The organism is Bradyrhizobium sp. NC92, assembly GCF_025200865.1.
Classification (GTDB): domain Bacteria; phylum Pseudomonadota; class Alphaproteobacteria; order Rhizobiales; family Xanthobacteraceae; genus Bradyrhizobium.
This window is the reverse complement of sequence record NZ_CP104171.1, coordinates 38,699-60,661: the sequence shown is the minus strand read 5'-3', so window position 1 is coordinate 60,661 and position 21,963 is coordinate 38,699. Positions and strand designations below refer to the sequence as shown.

At 66.1% G+C, this 21,963-nt stretch carries 19 protein-coding genes; 6 read left to right on the top strand and 13 right to left on the bottom strand.

All coding sequences use genetic code 11. The features are described from left to right. Positions 1–11 precede the first annotated feature (11 nt). From N2602_RS00265 to sdhC, 10 genes are all read right to left on the bottom strand, one after another. Positions 12–2,213 carry an OmpA family protein gene (locus tag N2602_RS00265; protein WP_260381403.1) on the bottom strand — a complete coding sequence of 734 codons (2,202 nt, stop codon included), beginning with the start codon at positions 2,211–2,213 and terminating at the stop codon, positions 12–14. 185 nt (positions 2,214–2,398) lie between these two features. Beyond that, on the bottom strand, positions 2,399–2,641 hold the full coding sequence (locus tag N2602_RS00260; protein ID WP_172788008.1) for a hypothetical protein: 243 nt from the start codon (positions 2,639–2,641) through the stop codon (positions 2,399–2,401). Between the two features lie 83 nt (positions 2,642–2,724). Then, positions 2,725–3,111 (bottom strand): VOC family protein, encoded by a 387-nt coding sequence (locus tag N2602_RS00255; RefSeq protein WP_212255550.1) that lies wholly within the window; start codon positions 3,109–3,111, stop codon positions 2,725–2,727. Positions 3,112–3,136: 25 nt separating this feature from the next. Beyond that, positions 3,137–3,961: an FkbM family methyltransferase gene (locus tag N2602_RS00250; RefSeq protein WP_260381402.1), complete on the bottom strand. Its 825-nt coding sequence runs from the start codon at positions 3,959–3,961 to the stop codon at positions 3,137–3,139. A gap of 230 nt (positions 3,962–4,191) precedes the next feature. Beyond that, on the bottom strand, positions 4,192–6,147 hold the full coding sequence (locus N2602_RS00245; protein ID WP_212255552.1) for an ABC transporter ATP-binding protein/permease: 1,956 nt from the start codon (positions 6,145–6,147) through the stop codon (positions 4,192–4,194). Positions 6,148–6,200: 53 nt separating this feature from the next. Beyond that, positions 6,201–8,348 (bottom strand): hybrid sensor histidine kinase/response regulator, encoded by a 2,148-nt coding sequence (locus N2602_RS00240; RefSeq protein WP_260381401.1) that lies wholly within the window; start codon positions 8,346–8,348, stop codon positions 6,201–6,203. A 187-nt stretch (positions 8,349–8,535) separates the two neighbouring features. Then, complete coding sequence (locus N2602_RS00235; protein WP_172788004.1) at positions 8,536–9,318, bottom strand: succinate dehydrogenase iron-sulfur subunit; 783 nt, start codon at positions 9,316–9,318, stop codon at positions 8,536–8,538. 42 nt (positions 9,319–9,360) lie between these two features. Further along, positions 9,361–11,196 carry a succinate dehydrogenase flavoprotein subunit gene (sdhA, locus tag N2602_RS00230; RefSeq protein ID WP_260381400.1) on the bottom strand — a complete coding sequence of 612 codons (1,836 nt, stop codon included), beginning with the start codon at positions 11,194–11,196 and terminating at the stop codon, positions 9,361–9,363. A 3-nt stretch (positions 11,197–11,199) separates the two neighbouring features. After that, the gene (sdhD, locus tag N2602_RS00225; RefSeq protein ID WP_246504571.1) at positions 11,200–11,616 is read right to left on the bottom strand and encodes a succinate dehydrogenase, hydrophobic membrane anchor protein; all 417 of its coding nucleotides are present in this window, start codon (positions 11,614–11,616) and stop codon (positions 11,200–11,202) included. Further along, positions 11,613–12,011, bottom strand: coding sequence for a succinate dehydrogenase, cytochrome b556 subunit (gene sdhC, locus N2602_RS00220; RefSeq protein WP_172788002.1), 399 nt, complete (start codon positions 12,009–12,011; stop codon positions 11,613–11,615). Before sdhC ends, sdhD begins: the two co-directional genes overlap by 4 nt. 513 nt (positions 12,012–12,524) lie before the next feature. Here sdhC and N2602_RS00215 point away from each other — a divergent pair. Continuing rightward, positions 12,525–13,385 carry a sulfite exporter TauE/SafE family protein gene (locus N2602_RS00215; protein WP_260381399.1) on the top strand — a complete coding sequence of 287 codons (861 nt, stop codon included), beginning with the start codon at positions 12,525–12,527 and terminating at the stop codon, positions 13,383–13,385. Positions 13,386–13,507: 122 nt separating this feature from the next. Here the strand turns inward: N2602_RS00215 and N2602_RS00210 are convergent, their stop codons facing one another. Together N2602_RS00210 and N2602_RS00205 are read right to left on the bottom strand one after the other, a co-directional pair. After that, positions 13,508–14,005, bottom strand: a complete 498-nt coding sequence (locus tag N2602_RS00210; RefSeq protein WP_260381398.1) for a DUF3658 domain-containing protein — start codon at positions 14,003–14,005, stop codon at positions 13,508–13,510. A 30-nt stretch (positions 14,006–14,035) separates the two neighbouring features. Continuing rightward, positions 14,036–15,565 (bottom strand): malonyl-CoA synthase, encoded by a 1,530-nt coding sequence (locus N2602_RS00205; RefSeq protein ID WP_260381397.1) that lies wholly within the window; start codon positions 15,563–15,565, stop codon positions 14,036–14,038. An 86-nt stretch (positions 15,566–15,651) separates the two neighbouring features. Here N2602_RS00205 and N2602_RS00200 point away from each other — a divergent pair, with 86 nt between their 5' ends. The 5 genes from N2602_RS00200 to N2602_RS00180 all read left to right on the top strand — a co-directional run bounded on the left by N2602_RS00200 (position 15,652) and on the right by N2602_RS00180 (position 20,463). Beyond that, complete coding sequence (locus N2602_RS00200; protein ID WP_260381396.1) at positions 15,652–16,413, top strand: SDR family oxidoreductase; 762 nt, start codon at positions 15,652–15,654, stop codon at positions 16,411–16,413. Positions 16,414–16,722: 309 nt separating this feature from the next. After that, a complete protein-coding gene (locus N2602_RS00195) occupies positions 16,723–17,277 on the top strand; it encodes a fasciclin domain-containing protein (RefSeq protein WP_260381395.1) in 555 nt (184 codons plus the stop codon). 182 nt (positions 17,278–17,459) lie between these two features. After that, the gene (locus N2602_RS00190; RefSeq protein WP_260381394.1) at positions 17,460–18,089 is read left to right on the top strand and encodes a cytochrome b/b6 domain-containing protein; all 630 of its coding nucleotides are present in this window, start codon (positions 17,460–17,462) and stop codon (positions 18,087–18,089) included. Positions 18,090–18,103: 14 nt separating this feature from the next. Next, entirely contained in the window at positions 18,104–18,886 is a 783-nt protein-coding gene (locus tag N2602_RS00185; protein ID WP_260381393.1) for a molybdopterin-binding protein, read from the top strand. 323 nt (positions 18,887–19,209) lie between these two features. Next, positions 19,210–20,463 (top strand): IS110 family transposase, encoded by a 1,254-nt coding sequence (locus tag N2602_RS00180; protein ID WP_172789764.1) that lies wholly within the window; start codon positions 19,210–19,212, stop codon positions 20,461–20,463. Positions 20,464–20,668: 205 nt separating this feature from the next. On the opposite strand, the gene N2602_RS00175 is transcribed toward N2602_RS00180, so the two are convergent. After that, entirely contained in the window at positions 20,669–21,859 is a 1,191-nt protein-coding gene (locus N2602_RS00175) for an MFS transporter (RefSeq protein ID WP_260381392.1), read from the bottom strand. Positions 21,860–21,963 lie beyond the last annotated feature (104 nt).

Below are 21,963 nucleotides of genomic sequence, written 5' to 3'. Positions count from 1 at the left end.
TTGCGAAGGTCTTACTGGCGCGGCGGAGGCGCCGCATTGGCCTGGCCGCCGTTGAGCAACGGCGTGATGCGGCGGACGGTGACGCGCCGGTTGATGAGGCTCGGCCCCTGCGTCTGCTCCTTCAGGTATTGCTCGCCATAGCCCTGCGACGTCAGGTTTTCCGCGGGCACATTGAACTGCTGCGTCAGCAATTCGGCTGCGGCCTGCGCGCGGCGGTCCGACAGCGACAGATTGTCGACCTCGTTGCCGACCGCATCGGTGTGGCCCTCGATCAGGAACACCTCCTGCGGGTTGGCCTGGAGCGCCTGGTTGATGCCGTCGGCGATCACTTGAAGCCGCGCCGCCTGGTCCGGCGGAATGGTCCACGATCCCGTCTCGAAGTTGATCGTGTTGACGTCGATGCTCGGCATCTGCATGCGAACGTTCGGGCTGTAGCGGATCTCGTCGAGCGAGTAGCGCCGATCGATCCGCTGCACCGGCGGAGCCCGCATCGTTTCGTAGATCACCTGCGGCGGCGCCTCCTGGGCGTCGACGATGTAGCGATCGTAGGGAATGCTGACCACCGGCGGCGGCACGTCGACGTAGAAGCCGCCGACCGCCCGCGGATCGCGGTAGGTGTTGTCGATGATCACGATCTCGCGCCCGCGCGGGTCCCTGCGGATACGACGCAGCAGCGAGCCGTCCGGCCCGACCACGGTGATCACCTCGCTGCCATCGGGACGGATCACGACGGTGCGGGTTTCGCCGCCGACGGTGTCGGTGCGGATGTCGCGGGCGCCGTAGCGGAAGCGATAGAGATCGTTGCCGCGGACATAGGCCTGCCCGCCCGGATCGCGGACGATGATGCGGTCCGGCTCGGTGTAGACGGTGCGGCCGCCTTCGACGACCTCGCGTCGCTGGCTATGGAGATCGGCGATGGTGGCCCCGATCACGGCGCCGGCCACCACGCCGGCACCGATCGCGAGCGGCGTCAGGTCACGCTGTTGCGGACGCGGCGGCGGCGGCAAGGGCGCTGCGACCGTCGGCGCGGCGCGGAACGCGGGCGCGACCGTCGGCGGTCTGTATTGTGCCCTGTCGGGCGGCGGCGCTGCGGCGGGCGTGCCGGGGACCACGGTCGGAGCCGCGGCGCCGGCGGGAGGTGCCGGCGGCCGGGCAGGGGCACCCGCCTGCGGGGGCGCAGCCGGAGTCCCGGCGGCGGGCGCGCCGGCAGGAGGCGTTCCACCCTGTTGTCCCGGGGCTGGCGTCGCCGTCGGAGCCGGGGTGGCGCCGGGTGCGGGCGTTGCCGACCCCGGTCGTCCGGCCGGCGGCGGCGGAGTGCTGCCGGGCGCCGGCGTGGCCGTTGGCGCGGGCGTGGCGCCCGGGGCCGGTGATCCCTGAGGGGGTGGCGGCGCGCCAGGACGTACGCCGGGCGGAGGTGCGCCGGGGCGACCAGCCGGCGGTGCGCCGGGCGTGCTGCCCGGAGCCGGCGTTGCGGTCGGAGCGGGTGTCGTCGTCGGTGCGGGTGTCGCCGTCGGAGCCGGCGTTGCTGCCGGCGCAGGCGCGCCGGGGCGTGCCGTGGGCGCAGCTGTCGGAGCAGGCGGTGTTGCCGTCGGCGCAGGCGCAGGGGTCGGCCGGGCCGGCGGAGCCGCTGCCGGAGGCGGCGGCGGAGGGGGCGGGGTCGGGCGAGCCGCAGGCGGCGGCGTGGTCGGGGCCTGCTGCTGCGGCGCCGCCGCGGGAGGTGGCGGCGGCGGCGGGGCAGCCGGGCGCGCGGCAGGCGGCGGCGCCGGCGGCGTGGGAGCGGGCCGCGCGGCAGGGGGCGGAGGCGGCGGTGTCGGGGCGTGTTGCTGCGGGGCCGCGGCCGGAGGCGGCGAAGGCTGCTTCGGAGCAGCAGGCGGCGGCGGGGGCGGGGGAGGTGCCGGACGAGCCGCAGGGGGAGGCGGAGGCGGTGGCGGCGCTGCCGGGCGCGGCGGGGCGGCTGCCGGCGGGGGCGCTGCAGGCGGGTGGGGCGGTGCTGCCGCGGGCGGCGGAGCCGCGGGGCGCGCGGGTGCTGCAGGCGGCGCGGCTGCGGGCGGTCCCTTCGGCGGCTGCTTCGGTTTTCCGTCAGGGCCCGTGTCTTGCGGCTGGGCCTGCGCGACCACGAGCGGCGCGGCGTCTTGCGCATGCGATGCGGTGTTGGCCAATTGCATCGCGGTCAGAGCCGTCGTCGCAAGCAGCACGAAACGAAGGTTGGTCATGGTGGTGAACTTCCCCGGAAGGTTCTTTGTCGAAGTGTCGTGATGAACGGCTACGCGTTAGGCCGCATTGTGGCGGGCGATGCAACCGCGGCTCGATTTATTTCTGCACGCAAATCATCTCACTATGGCAACGTTCATTGCGCATTCAGAAGCTGGTTGCAATCGCCTTGCACTGGTTGGCCCTTTCACACGTGATCCCGCGGCGGAATTGCATCCGTCGCAGGATTGGGCGTGAGCGGTCCGTGCGGGCCGCGCGATGGAATCTCTTCAGGCATGCGGCCCGGCAATTCGTCGGGCCGCGGCGGCGAGCCGGGCTCGCGCACCGGCGGCGTGATTTCGGGCTGCGGATTGCCGGGCGGGATTCCGGGCGGTGGCTCAGTTGGCGTACCGGGCGTCGAGGGCGGAATCTCGGGCGGTTCGATCGGCATCGGCACCATCGGGATCGTTGTGCAGAGAACAACAACGACGGCGCAGCGCCGATGTTCCGCGCCACCCGCTTTCGAAGCCCGGTTTATTCCGGCGTGTGGCAGACCGCCTCGATATTGTGGCCGTCGGGATCGAGCACGAAGGCGCCGTAATAGTTCGCGTGATAATGCGGGCGGATGCCGGGCGGACCGTTGTCGCGGCCGCCGGCCGCCATCGCCGTCTTGTAGAATGCATCGACCGTGGCGCGGTCCTTGGCGCGAATGGCGACATGCACCGGCTTGTTCATCGCGCCCTCGCCGCCGATCCAGAAATCGGGCTTGCCTTCGGCGCCGAAGCCCGCGGCCGCAGCGTGACCGGTCTGCTCGGCCGTGACCTCCATGATCAGGCTGTAGCCGAGCGGCGCCAGCGCCTTCACGTAGAACGCCTTGGCGCGCTCATAGTCGGAGACGGAGAAACCCAGATGGTCGATCATCGCTAACCTCCCTTGTTCGTCCCTGTCAGCGGGACAGAAACGTATTGCTTCGTGTCTTCCGCACGATCGTAAAGCCGCGCCCGACCATGTCGGCAATACAATCCTGCTGCCATTCGTTTTGTGACAGATGCTCGATCACCACCGCATGCGGCCACAGCGATTGTGGCGCGTCGCGGAAGAAGCCGATCAGCACGCGGTCCTCGAAGCCCTCGACGTCGATCTTGAGCGAATCGACCTGCCCGACGCCGGCCTCCTCCAGAATGCGCATCAAGCGCAGCGACGGCACCTTGATCGCCTCGGCACTGGCCGTGCCGGTGACGACGTGGGTGGCGCCGAGATTGCCGCCGCCGCTCTCGATCATCAGCTCGCCGTCGCTGTCGCCCGCGGCGGCCTGGACCAGGCGAACCTGCGGCGTCTTCGATGCGGCGTGGTTGAAGGAGAGCCGTGCGAAGGTCAGCGGATGCGGCTCGATCGCCACCACTTTTCCTGATGGCCCGACCTGCCGTGCCATCACCAGTGCGAACGTGCCGACATTGGCGCCGACATCGACGAACACGCCGCCCGCGGGGGTGTGCTGGCGCAGGAAGTCGAGCTCGTCGAGATTGTAGTCCGGATTGAACAGCGCGCCGCGCTCGGTCGCGCTGCCCTGGTGATGGAGGCGGAACGAGGCGCCCTGGTATTGCACGTCGACAGGGCCGCTGCGCAGCAGGTTGACCAGCCGCGACATCCAGGGCCGGAACGCGCCGCGCTTCAGCCCGGATCGTTGAGCGAGGCGGATGATTGCGGCCTGCGCCGCATTGGGCGCGAACGCGCCGAACGGCGCGGACGAAGGGGCATTGTCGGACGTCAAGCAGCAGATCCTCGTTGCAGGCGGCGCATGCATAGCCGGTTTTGCGGGGGACTCCAACGCTCGATCACCGGTGTCGTCCCGGGGCGCGAAGCGAACCCGGGACCCATAACCCCAGGGAGGAGTGTGATGCGACCCGCTCACTCCGAGTCTTCGTCAAACTTCCTTCCTGTGGGTATCGGTCCCGGATCTGCGCGCTTGGGGCGCGCTTGTCCGGGACGACGGAGAGAGCCTCACGCCGCCTTCCTTGGAGCCTTGCGCTGCCGCAAGAATCGCCCGAGCAGCCGACGCCTGCCCTTGCGCGGAATCAGGTCGATATCGCTGACGAGCTTGGCGCCGCCCTTGCGCCGCTCCAGCACGATCTTGCGGCTGTGGAAAGCCTCCAGCTCGGCGCGGTGCGCGACGCTGACGATGGTCGCCTTGGGCAACGCGTCGGTGACCATCTTCATCATCTTGTCCTGGCTCTTCTCGTCGAGCGCGGAGGTCGCCTCATCGAGCACGACGATATCGGGGTTGTGCAGCAGCAGCCGCGCAAAGGCGAGGCGCTGCTTCTCGCCGCCCGACAAGGTCTGGTCCCATGGTCCTTCCTCCTCGATCTTTTCCTTGAGATGATCGAGGCCGACCTTGTGCAGGGCTTCGCCGATTTCGTCCAAGGTCCAGTGGTCGGCCGCGCCGGGATAGGCGACCGCCCGCCGCAACGAGCCGGAGGGCACATAAGGCCGCTGCGGCAGCATGAACAGTCGGCGGTCGGCATGGAAATTCACGCTGCCGCCGCCCCAGGGCCATAGGCCGGCGATGGCGCGCACCAGCGTGCTTTTGCCGGTGCCGGATTCGCCGGCGACCAGGAGCCGCTCGCCGGGCTCGATCACCACCTCGGTCTCGCCGACCACCGCGGTGCCGTCGTCGAGCGTGACCGAGAGATCCTTCAGCTCCAGCATGGCCTCGCTGCTGGTCTCGCCGCGCTTGATGCGGCCGAGGCCATCGCCCTGCTCGGCGCGCTCGAGGCCGTCGAGCGACATCATCAATGAGGCGATGCGGCGCGCGCAGGCGTTCCAGTCGGCGAGCCGCGGATAATTGTCGACGAGCCAGCCGAACGCGCTCTGCACGATGGTGAAGGCGGATGCGGCCTGCATCACCTGCCCCAGCGTCATGGAGCCGTCGAGGAATTTTGGCGCGCAGAGCAGAAGCGGCACGACCGGCGCAACGAGGCTCGATCCTTGCGACACCAGCGTGGTGCGCATGTGCTGGCCGGCGAGCCGCGCCCATTGCCGCAGCACGTTCGTGAAGTTGCGATCGAGGCCGTCGCGCTCCTCCTCTTCGCCGCCGAGCAGTGCGATGCTTTCGCCGTTCTCGCGTACGCGTGTCAGGGTGTAGCGGAAATCGGCCTCGGCCTGGTTCTTATCCTCCGAGACTTGCACGAAGCGCCGGCCGATCACCGTGATCGATCCGGATGCGATCGCGGCGTAGAGCATCGCGGCGATCACGAGGAAGCCGGGAATGGTCACCGACGAGCCGCCGAGCGTGACGGTGAGCGCGCCGCCGATGGTCCAGAGCACGACGATGAAGGTCGCGGCCGACAGCAGCGCGGAGGTGACGCCGGCAATGAAATCGACCGGCGCGTCGGTGGCAATGCGAAGATCCTCCGCGATCCGGTATTCCGGATTCCCGTGATCGCCGCCGACGAGGTTGAGCTGGTAGTAGCGCCCGTTCTTGAGCCACCGTGTCAGCACGCTCGCGGTCAGCCAGGCGCGCCAGCGCCGCTGGATGCCCATGCGCGCGAACACCTGCACGACTGCGAGCACGATGCTGCCGATCGCGAGCGGGAAGAACATTGCGGTGAGATGGAAGACACTCGCCGCATCGCGCTTCTCGATGGCGTCGAAGATCGCACGATTCCAGACATTGATGCCGTATTGGAAGCCGACGGTCAGCACGATCAGCAGGACGAGACCGATCGAGAACGGCCAGGCTAGGCGGTCGCCGTTGCGGCCCCAGAAACCGCGGGCGCTGATCCAGAACCGCGTCAGCAGATAATCCTTGCGGACCTGCTCGGCTTCCTCCGGTGACAGTTCGGGGTCGGGTTCGACCAGCTCGGGCGGCGGCGGTGTCACGTCGTCGCCGTTCTCGCCTTGGATATCGATGATGGGCGGCTTCTTGCCCTGTTCGCGCGTCGCGGCCGGTTTGTGCATGAGCGGACAACGCGAAGGGAACTCAGCCGGTTCCCGTGAGGTTCCGCGGGCCCCTATTCGGCGGCGCCGTCCCTGACGCGCCTGATCCGGGCTGCCCGATGCAGAACGCGCGACAATTCCTCGATCGAATAGGGCTTTTGCACGAGATCGAAGCCGGCAACGCCCTCTTGCGACAGGGCCTGGCTGTAGCCGGTGGTCAGCACGACCGGCACGCCGATGCTGCGGTCGCGGATCGCTTGCGCCAGATCGAGCCCGGTCATCCCGGGCATCACCACGTCCGAGAACACGACGTCGAAGCGGTCGGCGTCCACGACGAGCTCGGCGAGCGCATCGGTCGCGTTGTCGATCAGAGTGATGCTGTAGCCGAGCTCGGTGAGGCCGTCGGCGGCGAAATTCGCCAGCTCGATATTGTCCTCGACCACCAAGACCGACATGCCGCTGCCGGCCACCGCCGGCGCCGTGTTGGGCGCCTGGCGCTGCGGCAGCAGGTCCGGCGGCACGCGCGGTAGATAGAGCGAGAAGGTGCTGCCGCGCCCCACCTCGCTCGTGACAGTCACTTCGCCGCCGGACTGTCTGGCGAAGCCGAACACCTGGGACAGGCCAAGGCCGGTGCCGTGGCCGACCTGCTTGGTGGTGAAGAACGGCTCGAAGATGCGCCCGAGCCGCGCGGCGGGAATGCCGACACCGGTGTCGCTGACGGTTACGCGGACGAAGCCGTGGCCTGCCATGCCCGGGCCAGTCGATGCCAGCGTGTCCGGAACGGCCGTCGTGGCCTCGACCTTGAAGACGATTCGCCCCTGGCCCTGCATGGCATCGCGCGCATTGGTCGCCATGTTGATCAGCGCCGTCTCGAACTGGCTGGCATCGGCATTGACGAGGCACGGCTCCGCCGGCAGCTGCATGACGATCTCGATCGCGGGGCCCAGCAGCGTGGCGAGCATGTCGTGCAGCGACTGCACCCGCGCGCCGACGTCGAACACCTCCGGCTTGAGGGTCTGGCGCCGCGCGAAGGCGAGCAGCTGCGAGGTCAGCTTGGCCGCGCGCGCCACCGAATCCGCGATGGCCGTGATGTAGCGCTGTCGCCGCTCCTCCGTCAGCTGCGGACGGTTCAAGAGATCGACCGAAGCGCGGATCACCGTCAGCAGATTGTTGAAGTCGTGCGCGACGCCGCCGGTGAGCTGGCCGAGCGCTTCCAGGCGCTGGCTGTGCTTCAGCGCCTCCTCGGCCTCGCGCCGCTTTGCAGCCTCCGCCTGGAGGTGCTGGGTGCGCCGCAGAGCGAGCGCCAGCAGCAGGAACAGCAGCGCGGTGGCGGGGATGCCGAACACCAGATGCTGGCCGATGGTGGCGAGCCAGCGGGCGCGGATCGCCGAGGTCTCGAGTCCGGCGCTGACATAGATCGGATATTCGGCGACGCGCCGGTAGGCGATGCGCCGCTCAATCCCGTCCGAGGGCCAGGCGACGGTGATCAGGCCGTGCTGGGGCTGGGCCGCGATTTTCTGGCCCACCGGTCCGGTCGGATCGAGCCGAAGCTCGTGGTCGAGCCGGGGAAAATGCGTGAGCATGGCGCCGTCGGTGCGGCCCATCGCAAGGAAGCTGCCGGGATCGGACCCGATTCTGGCGTAGAAGCTCTCGAAATATTCCGGCAGCACCGAAGCCTGGATCACGCCGATGAAGCGGCCGTCGTCGGACTCGCGGCGGCGGCTGACCCCGAAGAAGCGGGCGCCCTGATAGGGCGGCCGTGGCGTCAGGGCCGTGCCGATGAACGTGCCGATGCTCTGGTCGACATGGGCATAGAAGTAGTCGCGGTCGCCAAAGCTCAGGTCCGGCGGCGGCGAGACGAGGCTGTTGACCAGCGCCTTCCCGTTCGCATCGAAGATCCAGGCCGATTTGAGCTGCGGCAGCGAATCGCTCAGCCGCTTCAGCCGGCGATGCAGCGTCGGCTCCCGGGCGCGGATGGTGTCGTCGGGCAGGCCGCGCACGACCTCGTTGAGCTCGGCGAGGCTGCGATCGATGGTCTCGAATACCTTGAGCGCGTGCTCATGGGCGACATCGACCGTGCGCTCGATCTCGCGGTCGGCGGTATCCTTGATCGATGTGTAGGAGATCGCGGCGGCGACGGCGAACAGCGCAATCGGCAGCGCCAGGGATGCCGCCATCATCCACTGCAACAGCCTCAGCGAGTTGCGTTGCGCCCTCTGCACAGTCGCTCCGTCCCTGCCGGGAGCTTAACTGAATCCCGCGTGAGGAAGGAAGCAGCTTGTGCTGGAACCGCTGGTTGCGAGCCGGAAACTTGCGCGCCTAGCGGGTCAGAGAAACTTCTGCTCGAATTGACGGCAAATGCAGGACACCCCGGCCGTTTGGCCGGGGCGCAAAAGGGGGGACTTCGCCTCAGATCTGCCGTTCGACCATCTTGAGCTTGAGCTCGGCGATGGCTTCGGCCGGGTTGAGGCCCTTCGGGCAGGCCTTGGCGCAGTTCATGATGGTGTGGCAGCGGTAGAGCCGGAACGGATCCTCGAGATTGTCGAGCCGCTCGCCGGTCGCCTCATCCCGCGAATCCGACACCCAGCGGTTGGCCTGGAGCAGCGCGGCGGGGCCGAGATAGCGCTCGCTGTTCCACCAATAGCTCGGGCAGGAGGTCGAGCAGCAGGCGCAGAGGATGCACTCGTAGAGGCCGTCGAGCTTCTCGCGGTCCTCGTGGCTCTGGCGCCATTCCTTCTGCGGCGTTGGCGAGGTGGTCTTCAGCCAGGGCTCGACCGAGGCGTACTGCGCGTAGAAATTGGTGAGGTCGGGGACGAGGTCCTTCACCACCGGCTGGTGCGGCAGCGGGTTGATCTTCACCGCGCCGTCCTTCACGTCGTGCATCGACTTGGTGCAGGCCAGCGTGTTCTGGCCGTCGATGTTCATGGCGCAGGAGCCGCAGACGCCTTCGCGGCAGGAGCGGCGGAAGGTCAGCGACGGGTCGATGTGGTTCTTGATCCAGATCAGGCCGTCCAGCACCATCGGACCGCAATCATTGGTGTCGACGTAATAGGTGTCGACGCTCGGATTCTTGCCGTCATCCGGATTCCAGCGATAGACCTTGAACTCGCGGAGCTCGGTCGCGCCCGCAGGCTTCGGCCAGGTCTTGCCGCCTGATATCTTGGAGTTCTTCGGAAGTGCGAATTCAACCATTCGATTAAGGCCTTCGCTGTTCGATCAATACAAGCGCGACGTTTAGTAAACGCGAGCTTTGGGCGGGATGTACTGAACGTCGTTGGTCATGGTGTAGTTGTGAACCGGGCGATACTCGATCCTGACCTTGCCGGCATCGTCCAGCCAGGCCAGCGTGTGCTTCATCCAGTTCATGTCGTCGCGCTCCGAGAAGTCCTCGCGGGCATGGGCGCCGCGGCTCTCGGTGCGGTTGGCGGCCGAGTTCATCGTCACCACCGCCTGCGAGATCAGGTTGTCGAATTCCAGCGTCTCGACGAGGTCCGAATTCCACACCAGCGAGCGGTCGGACACGGCGATGTCGGTGATGCCGCTGTGGACCTTCGCAATCAGGTTCTGGCCTTCGCTCAGCACCTCGCCGGTGCGGAACACCGCGCAATTGTTCTGCATCACGTGCTGCATGCCTTCGCGCAGCTTTGCGGTCGGCGTGCCGCCCGAGGCATAGCGGTAATGGTCGAGACGGCCGAGTGCCATCTCGGCCGAGTTCGCCGGCAGCTCGGGCTGCTTGGCGTTGGGCGTGAGCTTTTCGGCGAGGCGCAGCGCGGCGGCGCGGCCGAACACGACGAGGTCGATCAGCGAGTTGGAGCCGAGGCGGTTGGCGCCGTGCACGGAGACGCAGGCGGCTTCGCCGATCGCCATCAGGCCGGGGATCACCGCGTTGTCGTCGCCGTCCTTCTTGGTCAGCACCTCGCCGTGATAGTTCGTGGGGATGCCGCCCATGTTGTAATGCACGGTCGGCACGATCGGGATCGGCTCGCGCGTCACGTCGACATTGGCGAAGATCTTGGCCGATTCCGAGATGCCCGGCAGGCGCTCGGCGAGCACCGCGGGATCGAGATGGTCGAGATGCAGGAAGATATGGTCCTTCTTCTTGCCGACGCCCCGTCCTTCGCGGATCTCGATGGTCATCGCGCGCGAGACCACGTCGCGCGAGGCGAGGTCCTTGGCCGACGGCGCATAGCGCTCCATGAAGCGCTCGCCCTCGGAGTTGACGAGATAGCCGCCTTCGCCGCGCGCACCCTCGGTGACGAGGCAGCCCGAGCCGTAGATGCCGGTCGGGTGGAACTGGACGAACTCCATGTCCTGCATCGGCAGGCCGGCGCGCAGCACCATGCCGCCGCCGTCGCCGGTGCAGGTGTGCGCAGAGGTGCAGGAGGCATAGGCGCGGCCGTAGCCGCCGGTCGCCAGGATCGTGGTCTGGGCGCGGAAGCGATGCAGCGTGCCGTCGTCGAGCTTGAGCGCGATGACGCCGCGGCAGGTGCCCTGGTCGTCCATGATCAGGTCGATGGCGAAGAACTCGATGAAGAACTCAGCCGCGTGGCGCAGCGACTGACCGTACATCGTGTGCAGCATGGCGTGGCCGGTGCGGTCGGCGGCGGCGCAGGTGCGCTGCGCCTGGCTCTTGCCGAACTCGGTGGTCATGCCGCCGAACGGACGCTGGTAGATCTTGCCGTCCTCGGTGCGCGAGAACGGCACGCCCCAATGTTCGAGCTCGTAGACCGCGTCGGGCGCGTTGCGCACCATGTATTCGATCGCGTCCTGGTCACCGAGCCAGTCCGACCCCTTCACGGTGTCGTACATGTGCCAGCGCCAGTCATCCTTGTGCATGTTGCCGAGCGAAGCGGAGATGCCGCCCTGCGCCGCGACCGTGTGCGACCGGGTCGGAAACACTTTCGTAATGCAGGCGGTGCGGAGGCCCGCTTCGCTGCAGCCGACGACCGCGCGCAGGCCCGCGCCACCGGCGCCGACCACGACGACGTCATAGGTGTGGTCTTCGATCGGATAGGCTTTTCCGTTGGTGGCGGGAGCGCCGTTGCCCTTGCCATTCGTCTCAGCGGCCATGGGTTACACTCCGGAAGAAAGCTTCAGGATCGCATAGGTCGAGGCGAGCGCCACGGCGACCGAGAAGAAATTGTTGAGCATGATCGCGGTGAGCTTCAGCTTCTCGTTATGGACGTAGTCCTCGATCACCACCTGCATGCCGATCTTCATGTGCCAGGCGCTGGCGAAGATGAAGAGGAGCAGGATCACCGCAACGGGAATGGAGCTCAGGGTCTGCGCCGCGTAGACCTGGTTGCGGCCGAGCAGCATCATGATGATCACCAGCGCGGGGATCATCAGCAGCGTCATGGCAACGCCGGTGATGCGCTGGCGCCAGAAATCGGTCGTGCCGGAATGCGCGGCGCCGAGATTGCGGACGCGCCCGAGCGGCGTGCGCATCGAGGGCCGCTTCGGAGAGCCGTGGGATTCGTCAAAGCTCATCGGCCGCCTCCGTTCGCATAGGCGATGATCCAGATCAGCACCGTCAGCGCGATGCCGCCGATCAGGGCGCCCCAGGTCAGCGCTTCGCGCTCATTGGCCTTGAAGCCGTAGCCGAGATCCCAGACGAAATGCCGGATGCCGCTGAGCATATGGTGCATCAGGGCCCAAGTGTAGCCGAACACGATCAGCCGGCCGATGATGCTGCCGGAGAAGGCCTGGACATGGGCATAGGCGGCCGGGCCGGAGGCCGCGGCAACCAGCCACCAGACCAGCAGCAGGGTTCCGACATAGAGGGCGATACCGGTGGCACGATGGACGATGGACAGGGCCATCGTCAGCGTCCAGCGATAGGTTTGGATGTGCGGCGAAAGCGGTCGTTCGATCCGTGCGGTCATGGGCGGCTTTTGATGTTTGTTGCGGCCCAGCATGGGGCGCGCGGGGATCGCGAGAGGTCGGCTCTATTTACGGAGTCGATTTGGCCTGCGCAATCACCAAATCGCCATAAACGGAACCCGGGTTCAGCTCTATGGCCTTGATGAACCAAGGCCAATCAAGGTCTTGGTATACCAGCATATCGGTCCGCCAACGAAAGTGTGAATATAAGTTCACTCTTTTATTCCGAGCGTATGGCGCATTGAAATCACTATTGGAACGCCTCTAAGCCGCCTCGGGCCCCGTGATCGCAACTCGCGAGGGGCATCGCCGAGGGTGAGCCGGCCCGGCCACCGCCCGACCGCGGTTCTCGTCGCGCGCAACGGTTCCTGCAGCGCGGGCGGACATGCGCAGCCTGCATTCCACCCCAGCCGGGCCCCGCGACGTGTCGACCGGCTGGATCGGATCGCCTACAGCTTGCCGACGCGGCCGGCTCTGAACGTGCGTATCGGGCCGGCAGGCCGGGCAGGTCTGGGGTGATTGCAGGTCTTGATATCAGGGACTTTGTCGAGCTCGCGCTGCTGCTGATCGCAACCGGCGCGCTCTCGGGATTCCTGGCCGGCGTGTTCGGCATCGGCGGCGGCGCGATTCTCGTGCCGGTGTTCTACGAATGCTTCCGCATCGCCGGCGTGCCGCTGGAGGTGCGGATGCCGCTCTGCGTCGGCACCTCGCTCGCCGTGATCATCCCCACCTCGATCCGCTCTTTCCAGGCGCATTACAAGCGCGGCGCCGTCGACATGGCGATCCTGCGGGTCTGGTGGCTGCCGATCCTGATCGGCGTCATCGCCGGCAGCGTGGTCGCGCGCTTCGCGCCGGAGCGGCTGTTCAAGATCGTGTTCGTCGCCGTCGCCTGGTCAGCCGCGGTCCGGCTGATCTTCGCCCGCGAGACCTGGAAGCTTGGCGATGATCTGCCGAAGGGCCCGTTGATGCGCGTCTACGGCTTCGGCGTCGGCATTCTCTCGACCCTGATGGGCATCGGCGGCGGCCTGTTCTCGAACCTGCTGATGACCTTCTACAGCCGTCCCATTCATCAGGCGGTCGCGACCTCCTCCGCGCTCGCGGTGCTGATCTCCATCCCCGGCGCGCTCGGCTACATCTATGCCGGCCGGCCTGCTGCCGCGAACTATCCGGCCGTCGCAGCGCTGCAAGTGCCATTCGCGCTCGGCTACGTCTCGCTGATCGGCGCCGTGCTGGTGATGCCGATGAGCCTCGTCACCGCGCCGCTGGGCGTGAAGGCCGCACATGCGATGTCGAAGCGCACGCTGGAGATGGCGTTCGGGTGCTATCTGTTGATCGTCGGCAGCCGGTTTGTGCTGAGTCTGGTGGGCGGGCAGTAGCCGCCACGACCTCCGTCATTGCGAGCGAAGCGAAGCAATCCAGTGGTAGGGTGGGTTAGCGGAGCGTAATCCACCGCTTCTGTCTCCGCAGAGGGTTACGCTCCGCTAACCCACTCTACGAACTAGTCCTTCAATCGCACCTCGCTGTGGAACCATGATCGGAGATCGCCGATGCCTTCGATGCGACCGGAATCGGAAAGTACCTTCAATCGCGCAGCAATCACTTCGCCTTCGATCGGCAATCCAAGCTCTTTGCAGCGATCCAACACATAGCTGACCATCATCGCGGTTTTCCGCCAAGTCGGCTCCATGACCGAGAAAATGATCTCGTCGAGCTGCTTTTCGGTCACCGACGCCGGGAGTTGCACCTCATCCCACGTGAGTTCGCAGATATATCTTAGCGGTTCTCGATCAGATTTCGGCGGCTCTAGATCCGGGTACTGATCGTAGATTGGCTGGAGCAGCTCGTCCTCTAAGGCGACAACGACTTCCTCAAGCCAATCTTCGAGCTCGATCCGCTCAGCCTTGCCAAGTGCCGCGATCGCCATTCGAGCCTCGTCGAGGGCCCTATAAGCATCGAGGAGATGATCGTTGATCCGGACAGCCTGCTCGCGCTTCATGCATCTCCCCGCACTGGAGCATTTGCCCCCTCACTTCTTCGCGTAAATATCCTTGTACGTCTCGCGCAAGACATTCTTCTGCACCTTGCCCATCGTGTTGCGCGGCAGCTCGTCGACCACGAACACCCGCTTCGGCATCTTGAATTTCGCGAGGCGCCCTTCGAGGCCCTTCAACACGGCTGCTTCATCGATGCTCGCGCCGGGCTGGCGCACCAGCACCGCGGTGACGCCTTCGCCGAAATCGGCATGCGGCACGCCGATCACGGCGGACTCCACCACGCCGGGCATGGCGTCAATCTCGCTCTCGATTTCCTTCGGGTAGACGTTGAAGCCGCCCGAGATCACGAGATCCTTGCCGCGGCCGAGGATGTGCACGTAACCCTTCGCATCGATCTTGCCGAGATCGCCGGTGATGAAGAAGCCATCAGGCCGGAACTCGGCCTTGGTCTTCTCCGGCATGCGCCAATAGCCCTTGAAGACGTTCGGCCCCTTCACCTCGATCATGCCGATTTCGTCGCGCGGCAGCTCTTTCCCCGTCTCGGGATCAGTGACGCGCACAGAGACGCCCGGCAGCGGGAAGCCGACCGCGCCGGGCACGCGCTCGCCGTCATAGGGATTCGACGTGTTCATGTTGGTTTCGGTCATGCCGTAGCGCTCGAGCACGGCATGTCCGGTGCGCGCCGACCATTCGCGATGCGTCTCGGCCAAGAGCGGCGCCGAGCCCGAGATGAACAGCCGCATGTGCTTGGTCGTCTCATGCGACAGCGCGGGGTTCTGCAGCAGGCGGGTGTAGAAGGTCGGCACACCCATCAGCACCGTCGCGCGTGCCATCAGCTTGATGATCAGGTCCGGATCGAGCTTCGGCAGGAAGATCATCGAGGCGCGCGCGAACAGCGTCACGTTGGTCGCCACGAACAGGCCGTGGGTGTGGTAGACCGGCAGCGCGTGGATCAGGACGTCCCTATCGGTGAAGCGCCAATAGTCGACGAGCGAAAGCGAGTTGGACGCCAGATTGTCATGGGTCAGCATGGCGCCCTTGGAGCGGCCGGTGGTGCCCGAGGTGTAGAGGATCGCGGCGAGATCGTCGTTTTCACGCGGCACTGTCGTGAACTCGCGGCTCGCTCTGTCGGCGGCCTCCGTCAGCGAGCCCTTGCCGTCAGCCCCGAGCGTCTCGACCTTTGCCTTCACTTTTGCGGCGATCGGGGCGAGCCCTTCCGCCTTGGCGGGATCGCAGACCACGAGCGACGGCTCGGCATCGCCGATGAAGTAGTCGAGCTCGTTGAGCGTATAGGCCGTGTTCAGCGGCAGATAGACCGCGCCGGCGCGCACCGTGCCGAGATAGAGCACGATGTTGGCGACCGACTTCTCCACCTGCACCGCGACGCGGTCGCCGGGCTTCACGCCACGGGCGACCAGCACGTTCGCCATCTGGCCCGCGCGCGCGATCAGATCGCCATAGCTGATATGGGCGCCGTCATGCGTCTCGATCGCGAGCCGCTTCTGACCGGCGAGGCCCTCGAACAGGCGGGAAAACAGGTTGGCGTTGGCAGCTTGGTTCATGCAACATTCCTCGCCGGCACAGGCCGGTCAAAACCGAGGGCTGGATTAGCAAAAACCGCCCCGATGAAGCAACGGAGACAGTTTGCATGTCAAAAAGCGGGAAACGCGTGGCCTGGGTCACGGGCGGTGGCAGCGGGATCGGGGAGGCCGGCGCCGAGGCGCTAGCTGCCGACGGCTGGACGGTAGTGGTGTCCGGCCGGCGCAAGGATGCGCTGGAGGCCGTGGTGGCGAACATCACCAGGGACGGTGGGGCGGCCGAGGCCATTGCACTCGACGTCTCCAGCGCGGCCGCAGCCCAGAAGGCAGCCGACCAGATCGTCGCAAAGCACGGCCGCATCGACCTCCTCGTCAACAATGCCGGCATCAATGTTCCCAAGCGCAGCTGGAAGGACATGGAGCTGGAAGGCTGGGACAGACTGGTCCAGGTCAATCTCAACGGCGTGCTCTATTGCATGCGCGCGGTGCTGCCGACGATGCGCAAGCAGCAGGACGGTTCCATCATCAATGTCTCGTCCTGGGCCGGCCGTCACGTCTCCAAGATGCCGGGCCCGGCCTACACCACCACCAAGCATGCGGTGCTGGCGCTGACGCATTCCTTCAACATGGACGAATGCGTCAACGGCCTGCGCGCCTGCTGCCTGATGCCGGGCGAGGTGGCGACGCCGATCCTGAAGCTGCGTCCGGTGGTGCCGAGCGAAGCGGAGCAGGCGAAGATGCTGCAATCGGAAGACCTCGGCCGCACCATCGCCTTCATCGCGGGCATGCCGGCCAGAGTCTGCATCAACGAAGTGCTGATCAGCCCGACGCATAATCGCGGATTCATCCAGACCCCGAACAACAGGGATTGAGGCGAGGCGGAGCCGCAAACTCGTCATTGCGAGCGAAGCGAAGCAATCCAGAAATGTGCCCGCGGAGACAGTCTGGATTGCTTCGTCGCAAGGGCTCCTCGCAATGACGGCGGATGGGCCCACACGGACATCCCCGCCGATAGTTTCACCCATCACAAAGAATTTTTCCTCGAAACCGCACCCCGAACCCTCCCGTAGTTCGGTCCAACGACGGCACTGCTGCATCACCCCTCGACTGTCGCAGGCGCCGTTGTTGCCCCAACTCAACGCCGGCCATCGCCGGTCTCAATTCAATCGGGAGACTTTCTCATGTCGAAGCGCATTGCCTATCTCGCTGCCGCCGCCTTCAGCGTCCTGGCCATCACCGCGACCGTCGTCGCGCCCGCAAGCGCCGAGGAAAAGACCGTCATGGTCGGCGGCGCCGCGATGTTCCCCTCGAAGAACATCGTCCAGAACGCGGTCAACTCCAAGGACCACACCACGCTGGTGGCGGCGGTGAAGGCCGCGGGCCTCGTGCCGACGCTCGAAAGCAAGGGCCCGTTCACCGTGTTCGCGCCGACCAACGCCGCCTTCGGCAAGCTGCCGGCCGGCACCGTCGACAGCCTCGTCAAGCCCGAGAACAAGGCGACGCTGACCAAGATCCTCACCTACCACGTCGTGCCCGGCAAGCTCGAGGCCTCCGACCTCACCGACGGCAAGAAGCTGAAGACCGCCGAAGGCGAGGAGCTGACGGTCAAGAAGATGGACGGCAAGGTCTGGATCGTCGACGCCAAGGGCGGCACCTCCATGGTGACGATCTCCAACGTCAACCAGTCCAACGGCGTGATCCATGTGGTCGACACCGTGCTGATGCCGGCCTCGTAACACCGCGCGATCCTGTTTCATCCCCGAACAGGATGGTCTCAGACCGCGAGCCGGGGATACCCGGCTCGCTTTTTTGTGACCACAATAGCCTCGCGGCATCGATTCGATGGCGGGCGGGATGTAACGAAAGCCGAAACACCGGCGTATAATTGCTGTCACACGACCTCAGAATGGAACCCGCCATGGCGAGCCTCACAGTCACCGACGAGCAGGTCACGGCTATCAAGTCCAAAGTGATCCAGCCGGCCTGGGTGCGGGTCATGCACTGGGTCAACGCTTTCGCCATGATCCTGATGATCCTGTCGGGCTGGCAGATCTACAACGCCTCGCCGCTGTTCGACTTCCGCTTTCCGCGCGAGTACACGCTCGGCGGCTGGCTCGGTGGCGGCCTGCTCTGGCACTTTGCGGCGATGTGGCTCTTGATGATCAACGGCCTCGCCTATCTCATCACCGGCTTCGCCACCGGCCGCTTCCGCAAAAAACTGCTGCCGATCACGCCGGCGGGCGTGCTCCATGACGTCAGGGCGGCGCTGACCTTCAAGCTCGGCCATGACGATCTCACCGTCTACAACTACGTGCAGCGCCTGCTCTATGCCGGCATCATCGTGGTCGGCGTGCTGATCGTGCTCTCCGGCCTCGGCATGTGGAAGCCAGTGCAGCTCTATTATCTCGTGATGCTGTTCGGCGACTATCCGACCGCGCGCTACGTGCACTTCTTCTGCATGGCCGCGATTTGTGCCTTCCTCGTCATTCACGTCCTGCTCGCGCTGCTGGTGCCGAAGAGCCTGCGTGCGATGATCATTGGCCGCTGATTAGGAGACCCGTCATGGCCAAGCGTCCGTTTCTGATCCCCGGCGTCGACAAGCGGCTGCTGATCAAGGACTCCATCAAGACCATGCCCGACCTCACCCGCCGCCGCTTCATCGCCGGCGGCGCCAGCCTGGGTGCGCTGACGCTGCTCACCGGCTGCGACGTCGTCGACTCGTCCTCGGCCGAGGAGATGCTGAAGAGCGTCTCGAAGTTCAACGACGCGGTGCAGGCCTTCATCTTCAATCCCGACGCGCTGGCGCCGACCTTCCCCGAAAGCGCGATCACAAAACCGTTCCCGTTCAACGCCTATTACGACCTCGACGACGCGCCCGAGGTCTTGGCCGCGGACTGGAAGCTCGAGGTGCGCGGCCTCGTCGACAACAAGAAGTCCTGGACGCTGGAGGAGCTCTACAAGCTCCCGCAGGTGACGCAGATCACGCGACACATCTGTGTGGAGGGCTGGAGCGCGATCGGCAGCTGGACCGGCACGCCCTTGCGCGATTTCCTGAAACTGATCGGCGCCGACACGCGCGCGAAATATGTCTGGTTCCAGTGCGCCGACAAGGACGGCTACAACTCCCCGCTGGACATGCGCAGCGCGCTGCATCCGCAGACGCAGATGACGTTCAAATACGCAAACGAGATCCTGCCGCGCGCCTACGGCTTCCCGATGAAGATCCGCGTGCCCACAAAGCTCGGCTTCAAGAATCCGAAATACGTGGTCTCGATGGAAGTCACCAACGACTACAAGGGCGGCTATTGGGAAGACCAGGGGTATAATTCGTTCAGTGGGAGTTGAGGCGAACTCCACTGCCGTAGGGCGGATTAGCGAAGCGTAATCCGCCATGCGTCCGCGCTTGCCGAACGAAGTTGGTGGATTACGCTTCGCTAATCCACCCTGTACCCTTGTGGGGTTCGTGGCGGCCTTCGGATGTAGACTGGCCGTCCGGGCCGATCCGCCGGGAGCAGCCTTGTCCACCTGTGCCTCGAGCACCGACGTAGGAACCGCGCCCCGGCGGAGCGACCGCGATCGAGATCCGGTAGGAGGTCGCGCCAAGAGCGCCGGTACAGGGACTGATCAGGATCGTGGTGGCCCGCCTTGCGAGCAAGGAGGTCTCAACAATGATCGAAGATGTACGCTGGTTCGTCGGGATCGACTGGGCAACGCGGAGCCATAGCGTTTGCCTGCTGGATGCCGCGGGAAGACAGGTTGCGCAGCACGAGTTCGACCATGGCGGCGCCGGGCTGACGGAGTTGCGTGACTGGCTGCTGGAGAAGACCAAGGCCGCACCGGGACAGATCGCCGTGGCGATCGAGATGCCGCACGGCCCGGTGGTGGAGATGCTGCTCGAGCACGGGTTTGCGGTGTTTGCCATCAATCCCAAGCAACTGGATCGCTTCCGCGATCGCTTCACGGTGGCCGGTGCCAAGGACGACCGCCGCGATGCTCATGTGCTCGGCGCCTCGCTGCGCACTGACCGTGCTGCTTTCCGTCGGCTTGTGGCAGACGATGCGGCGATGATTGAGCTGCGGGAGTGGTCGCGCCTGGCGGACGAACTGCAGCAGGAACGCACGCGGCTTGCCAACCGCTTGCGTCAGCAGTTGTGGCGATATTATCCCCAGGCCACCAAGTTGACCGACGATGTCGCCGACGAATGGTTCCTGGCGCTTTGGCAGAAGGTGCCGACCCCCGCCAGTGCGGTCAAGGCCAGCGAGAAGGCCATCGCAGGTGTTCTCAGGGACTATCGTATCCGCCGTCTCAATGCGGCGACGGTGCTCGGGACTTTGCGCGAGGCACCGCTGTTCGTAGCCCCCGGCACGACGGAGGCAGCCTGCGCTCACATCCGCAGCCTGGCGGCACGTCTGCACCTGGTCAATCGGCAGATCAAAGAGGCTCATCAGAACCTGGACCGGCTATGTGCCGAGTTCGAAGGAGAGGAGAAGCCGTCGGGGCAGAGCTCGGAGCAGTGCGACGTGACGATCCTACGCTCCTGGCCAGGAATCGGCAGGATCAATCTCGCCACACTGCTCGCCGAGGCCGCAGAGCCCCTGCGCAGACGAGATTACCATGCTCTGCGCGCCTTGGCAGGGGCTGCGCCGGTGACGCGGCAAAGCGGCAAACAACGCTTCGTGATCCGCCGCCTCGCCTGCAACAGGCGGCTACAGAGCGCCGTCCATCACTGGTCGCGTGTCGCCATCCAACACGACGCTGCCAGCAGGCGACGGTATGATGCCTTGCGCAGAAAAGGACACGGTCACGCGCGGGCTCTGCGCAGCGTGGGAGATCGCTTGCTTTTTGCCCTGTGCACGACGCTCAAGCGACAGACCCCATACGATGCGGACCATAACGGCACAAAGAACTCCGCGAACGGGTGAGCCCCATTCCTTTGTTCGGCCGGGCGACCATTCCTTCGTCCCGACCTGCCGAGCGCCAGAGCGCCGCCCGCAGATGCTGTCCAGGATGCCGAAGGCACCGGCAAAGCCGGCGCGCAGCGTCCTGGACTGCATCGAGCACGGCGCTACCATATTGCCCTATAAGGACGTTCCCCTTGACCAAGGGTAGGAGGTCCTACGGCACCGTCTATTTGGCTGGGCCCACCTTGCGCTGGCACAGCGCCGCTACCGCCCCCAGCGCCAGCAGCGCCGCCGACACATTCAGCGCGTAGCTCAAGCTTCCCAGCGCATCGGTGATCGCGCCGACCACGATCGGCCCGAGCGTCTGGCCGACGCCGAACGAGATGGTCATCGCCGCGATCGCGGTCGGCCACACAGGCGGCGGATAGTTGAAGCGGACGAAGGCGGTGGTCGAGCCGACCACGGCGAAGAAGGCGACGCCGAACACAACCGCGGAGACCGCGAGCCAAGCCGGCGAATGCCCGAGCATCGGCAGGGCTGCGCCCAGCGCGTTGGTGCCGAGGATGATGGCAGTGGCAAGTCCGCCGCGATCGAGCGCCAGCACGGCGCGCCAGGCCCAGGGCGTCACGAAGGCGGACAGGCCGATCAGGCTCCAGAACGCCGCCTGCGCCGCGGCTCCGCCGCCGCCGTCGCGCACATAGGCGATCATGAAGGTCATGTAGGCGATGTAGCCCGCGCCGAACAGGAAATAGCCGGCGAGATAAATCAGCACCGGCAGGATCGCGAACGAGGTGTGGCTGCCTTCCGAGAAGCGCGCGCCGCTCTCGATGCGGATCAGGAACAGCGGCACGGTCATCGCGACCGACAGCAGCGTCAGCGCCCACCAGACGATCCACCACGAGCCCGGCCCGAAATATTGCAGCGTGAACGGAGCGATCAGCCCCGAGGACAGAATGCCGATGCCGGGCCCGGCATAGAACAGGCTCAGCAGGAAATTGGCCCGCTCCGGACGCGACTGGGCGATGGTGGCGGCAAGCGCGCCACCGGCGACGAAGCCGGCCGCCGCGCCCAGGCCCAGCACCAGGCGCGCCAGGCTCAGTGCCACGAAATTGCCGGTCAGTGCGCAGGTCGCGAGCGCGGCGACGCAGGCGAGGGTTCCGCCGCGGATCGCGCCGGCCCAGCCGACGCGCTGGATCAGGCGGGACGCCACCAGCGCGCCGACGAGATAGCCGACGGCGTTGATCGTGTTCATGAAACCGGCCGCCGAGTAGGACCAGCCGAGGTCCTCCCGCATGTCCGGCAGCACCAGCGCATAGGCAAAGCGGCCGATGCCGAGCCCGACCGTCGCGGCCAGCGACAGGGTCAGGATCAGCCGCGCGGGGTGTGCGTCGGGCAGGGGGCGATCAGGTGCGTGCAAGGGGTACTCCGGCCTGCCCAGTGTGGCAGGCCCCGCCCGCCTTGCACAGCCGCACCCCGGCAATGGTGTCTTGCCAAGCGTGCAACGCCGCTCTAGCACTCCGG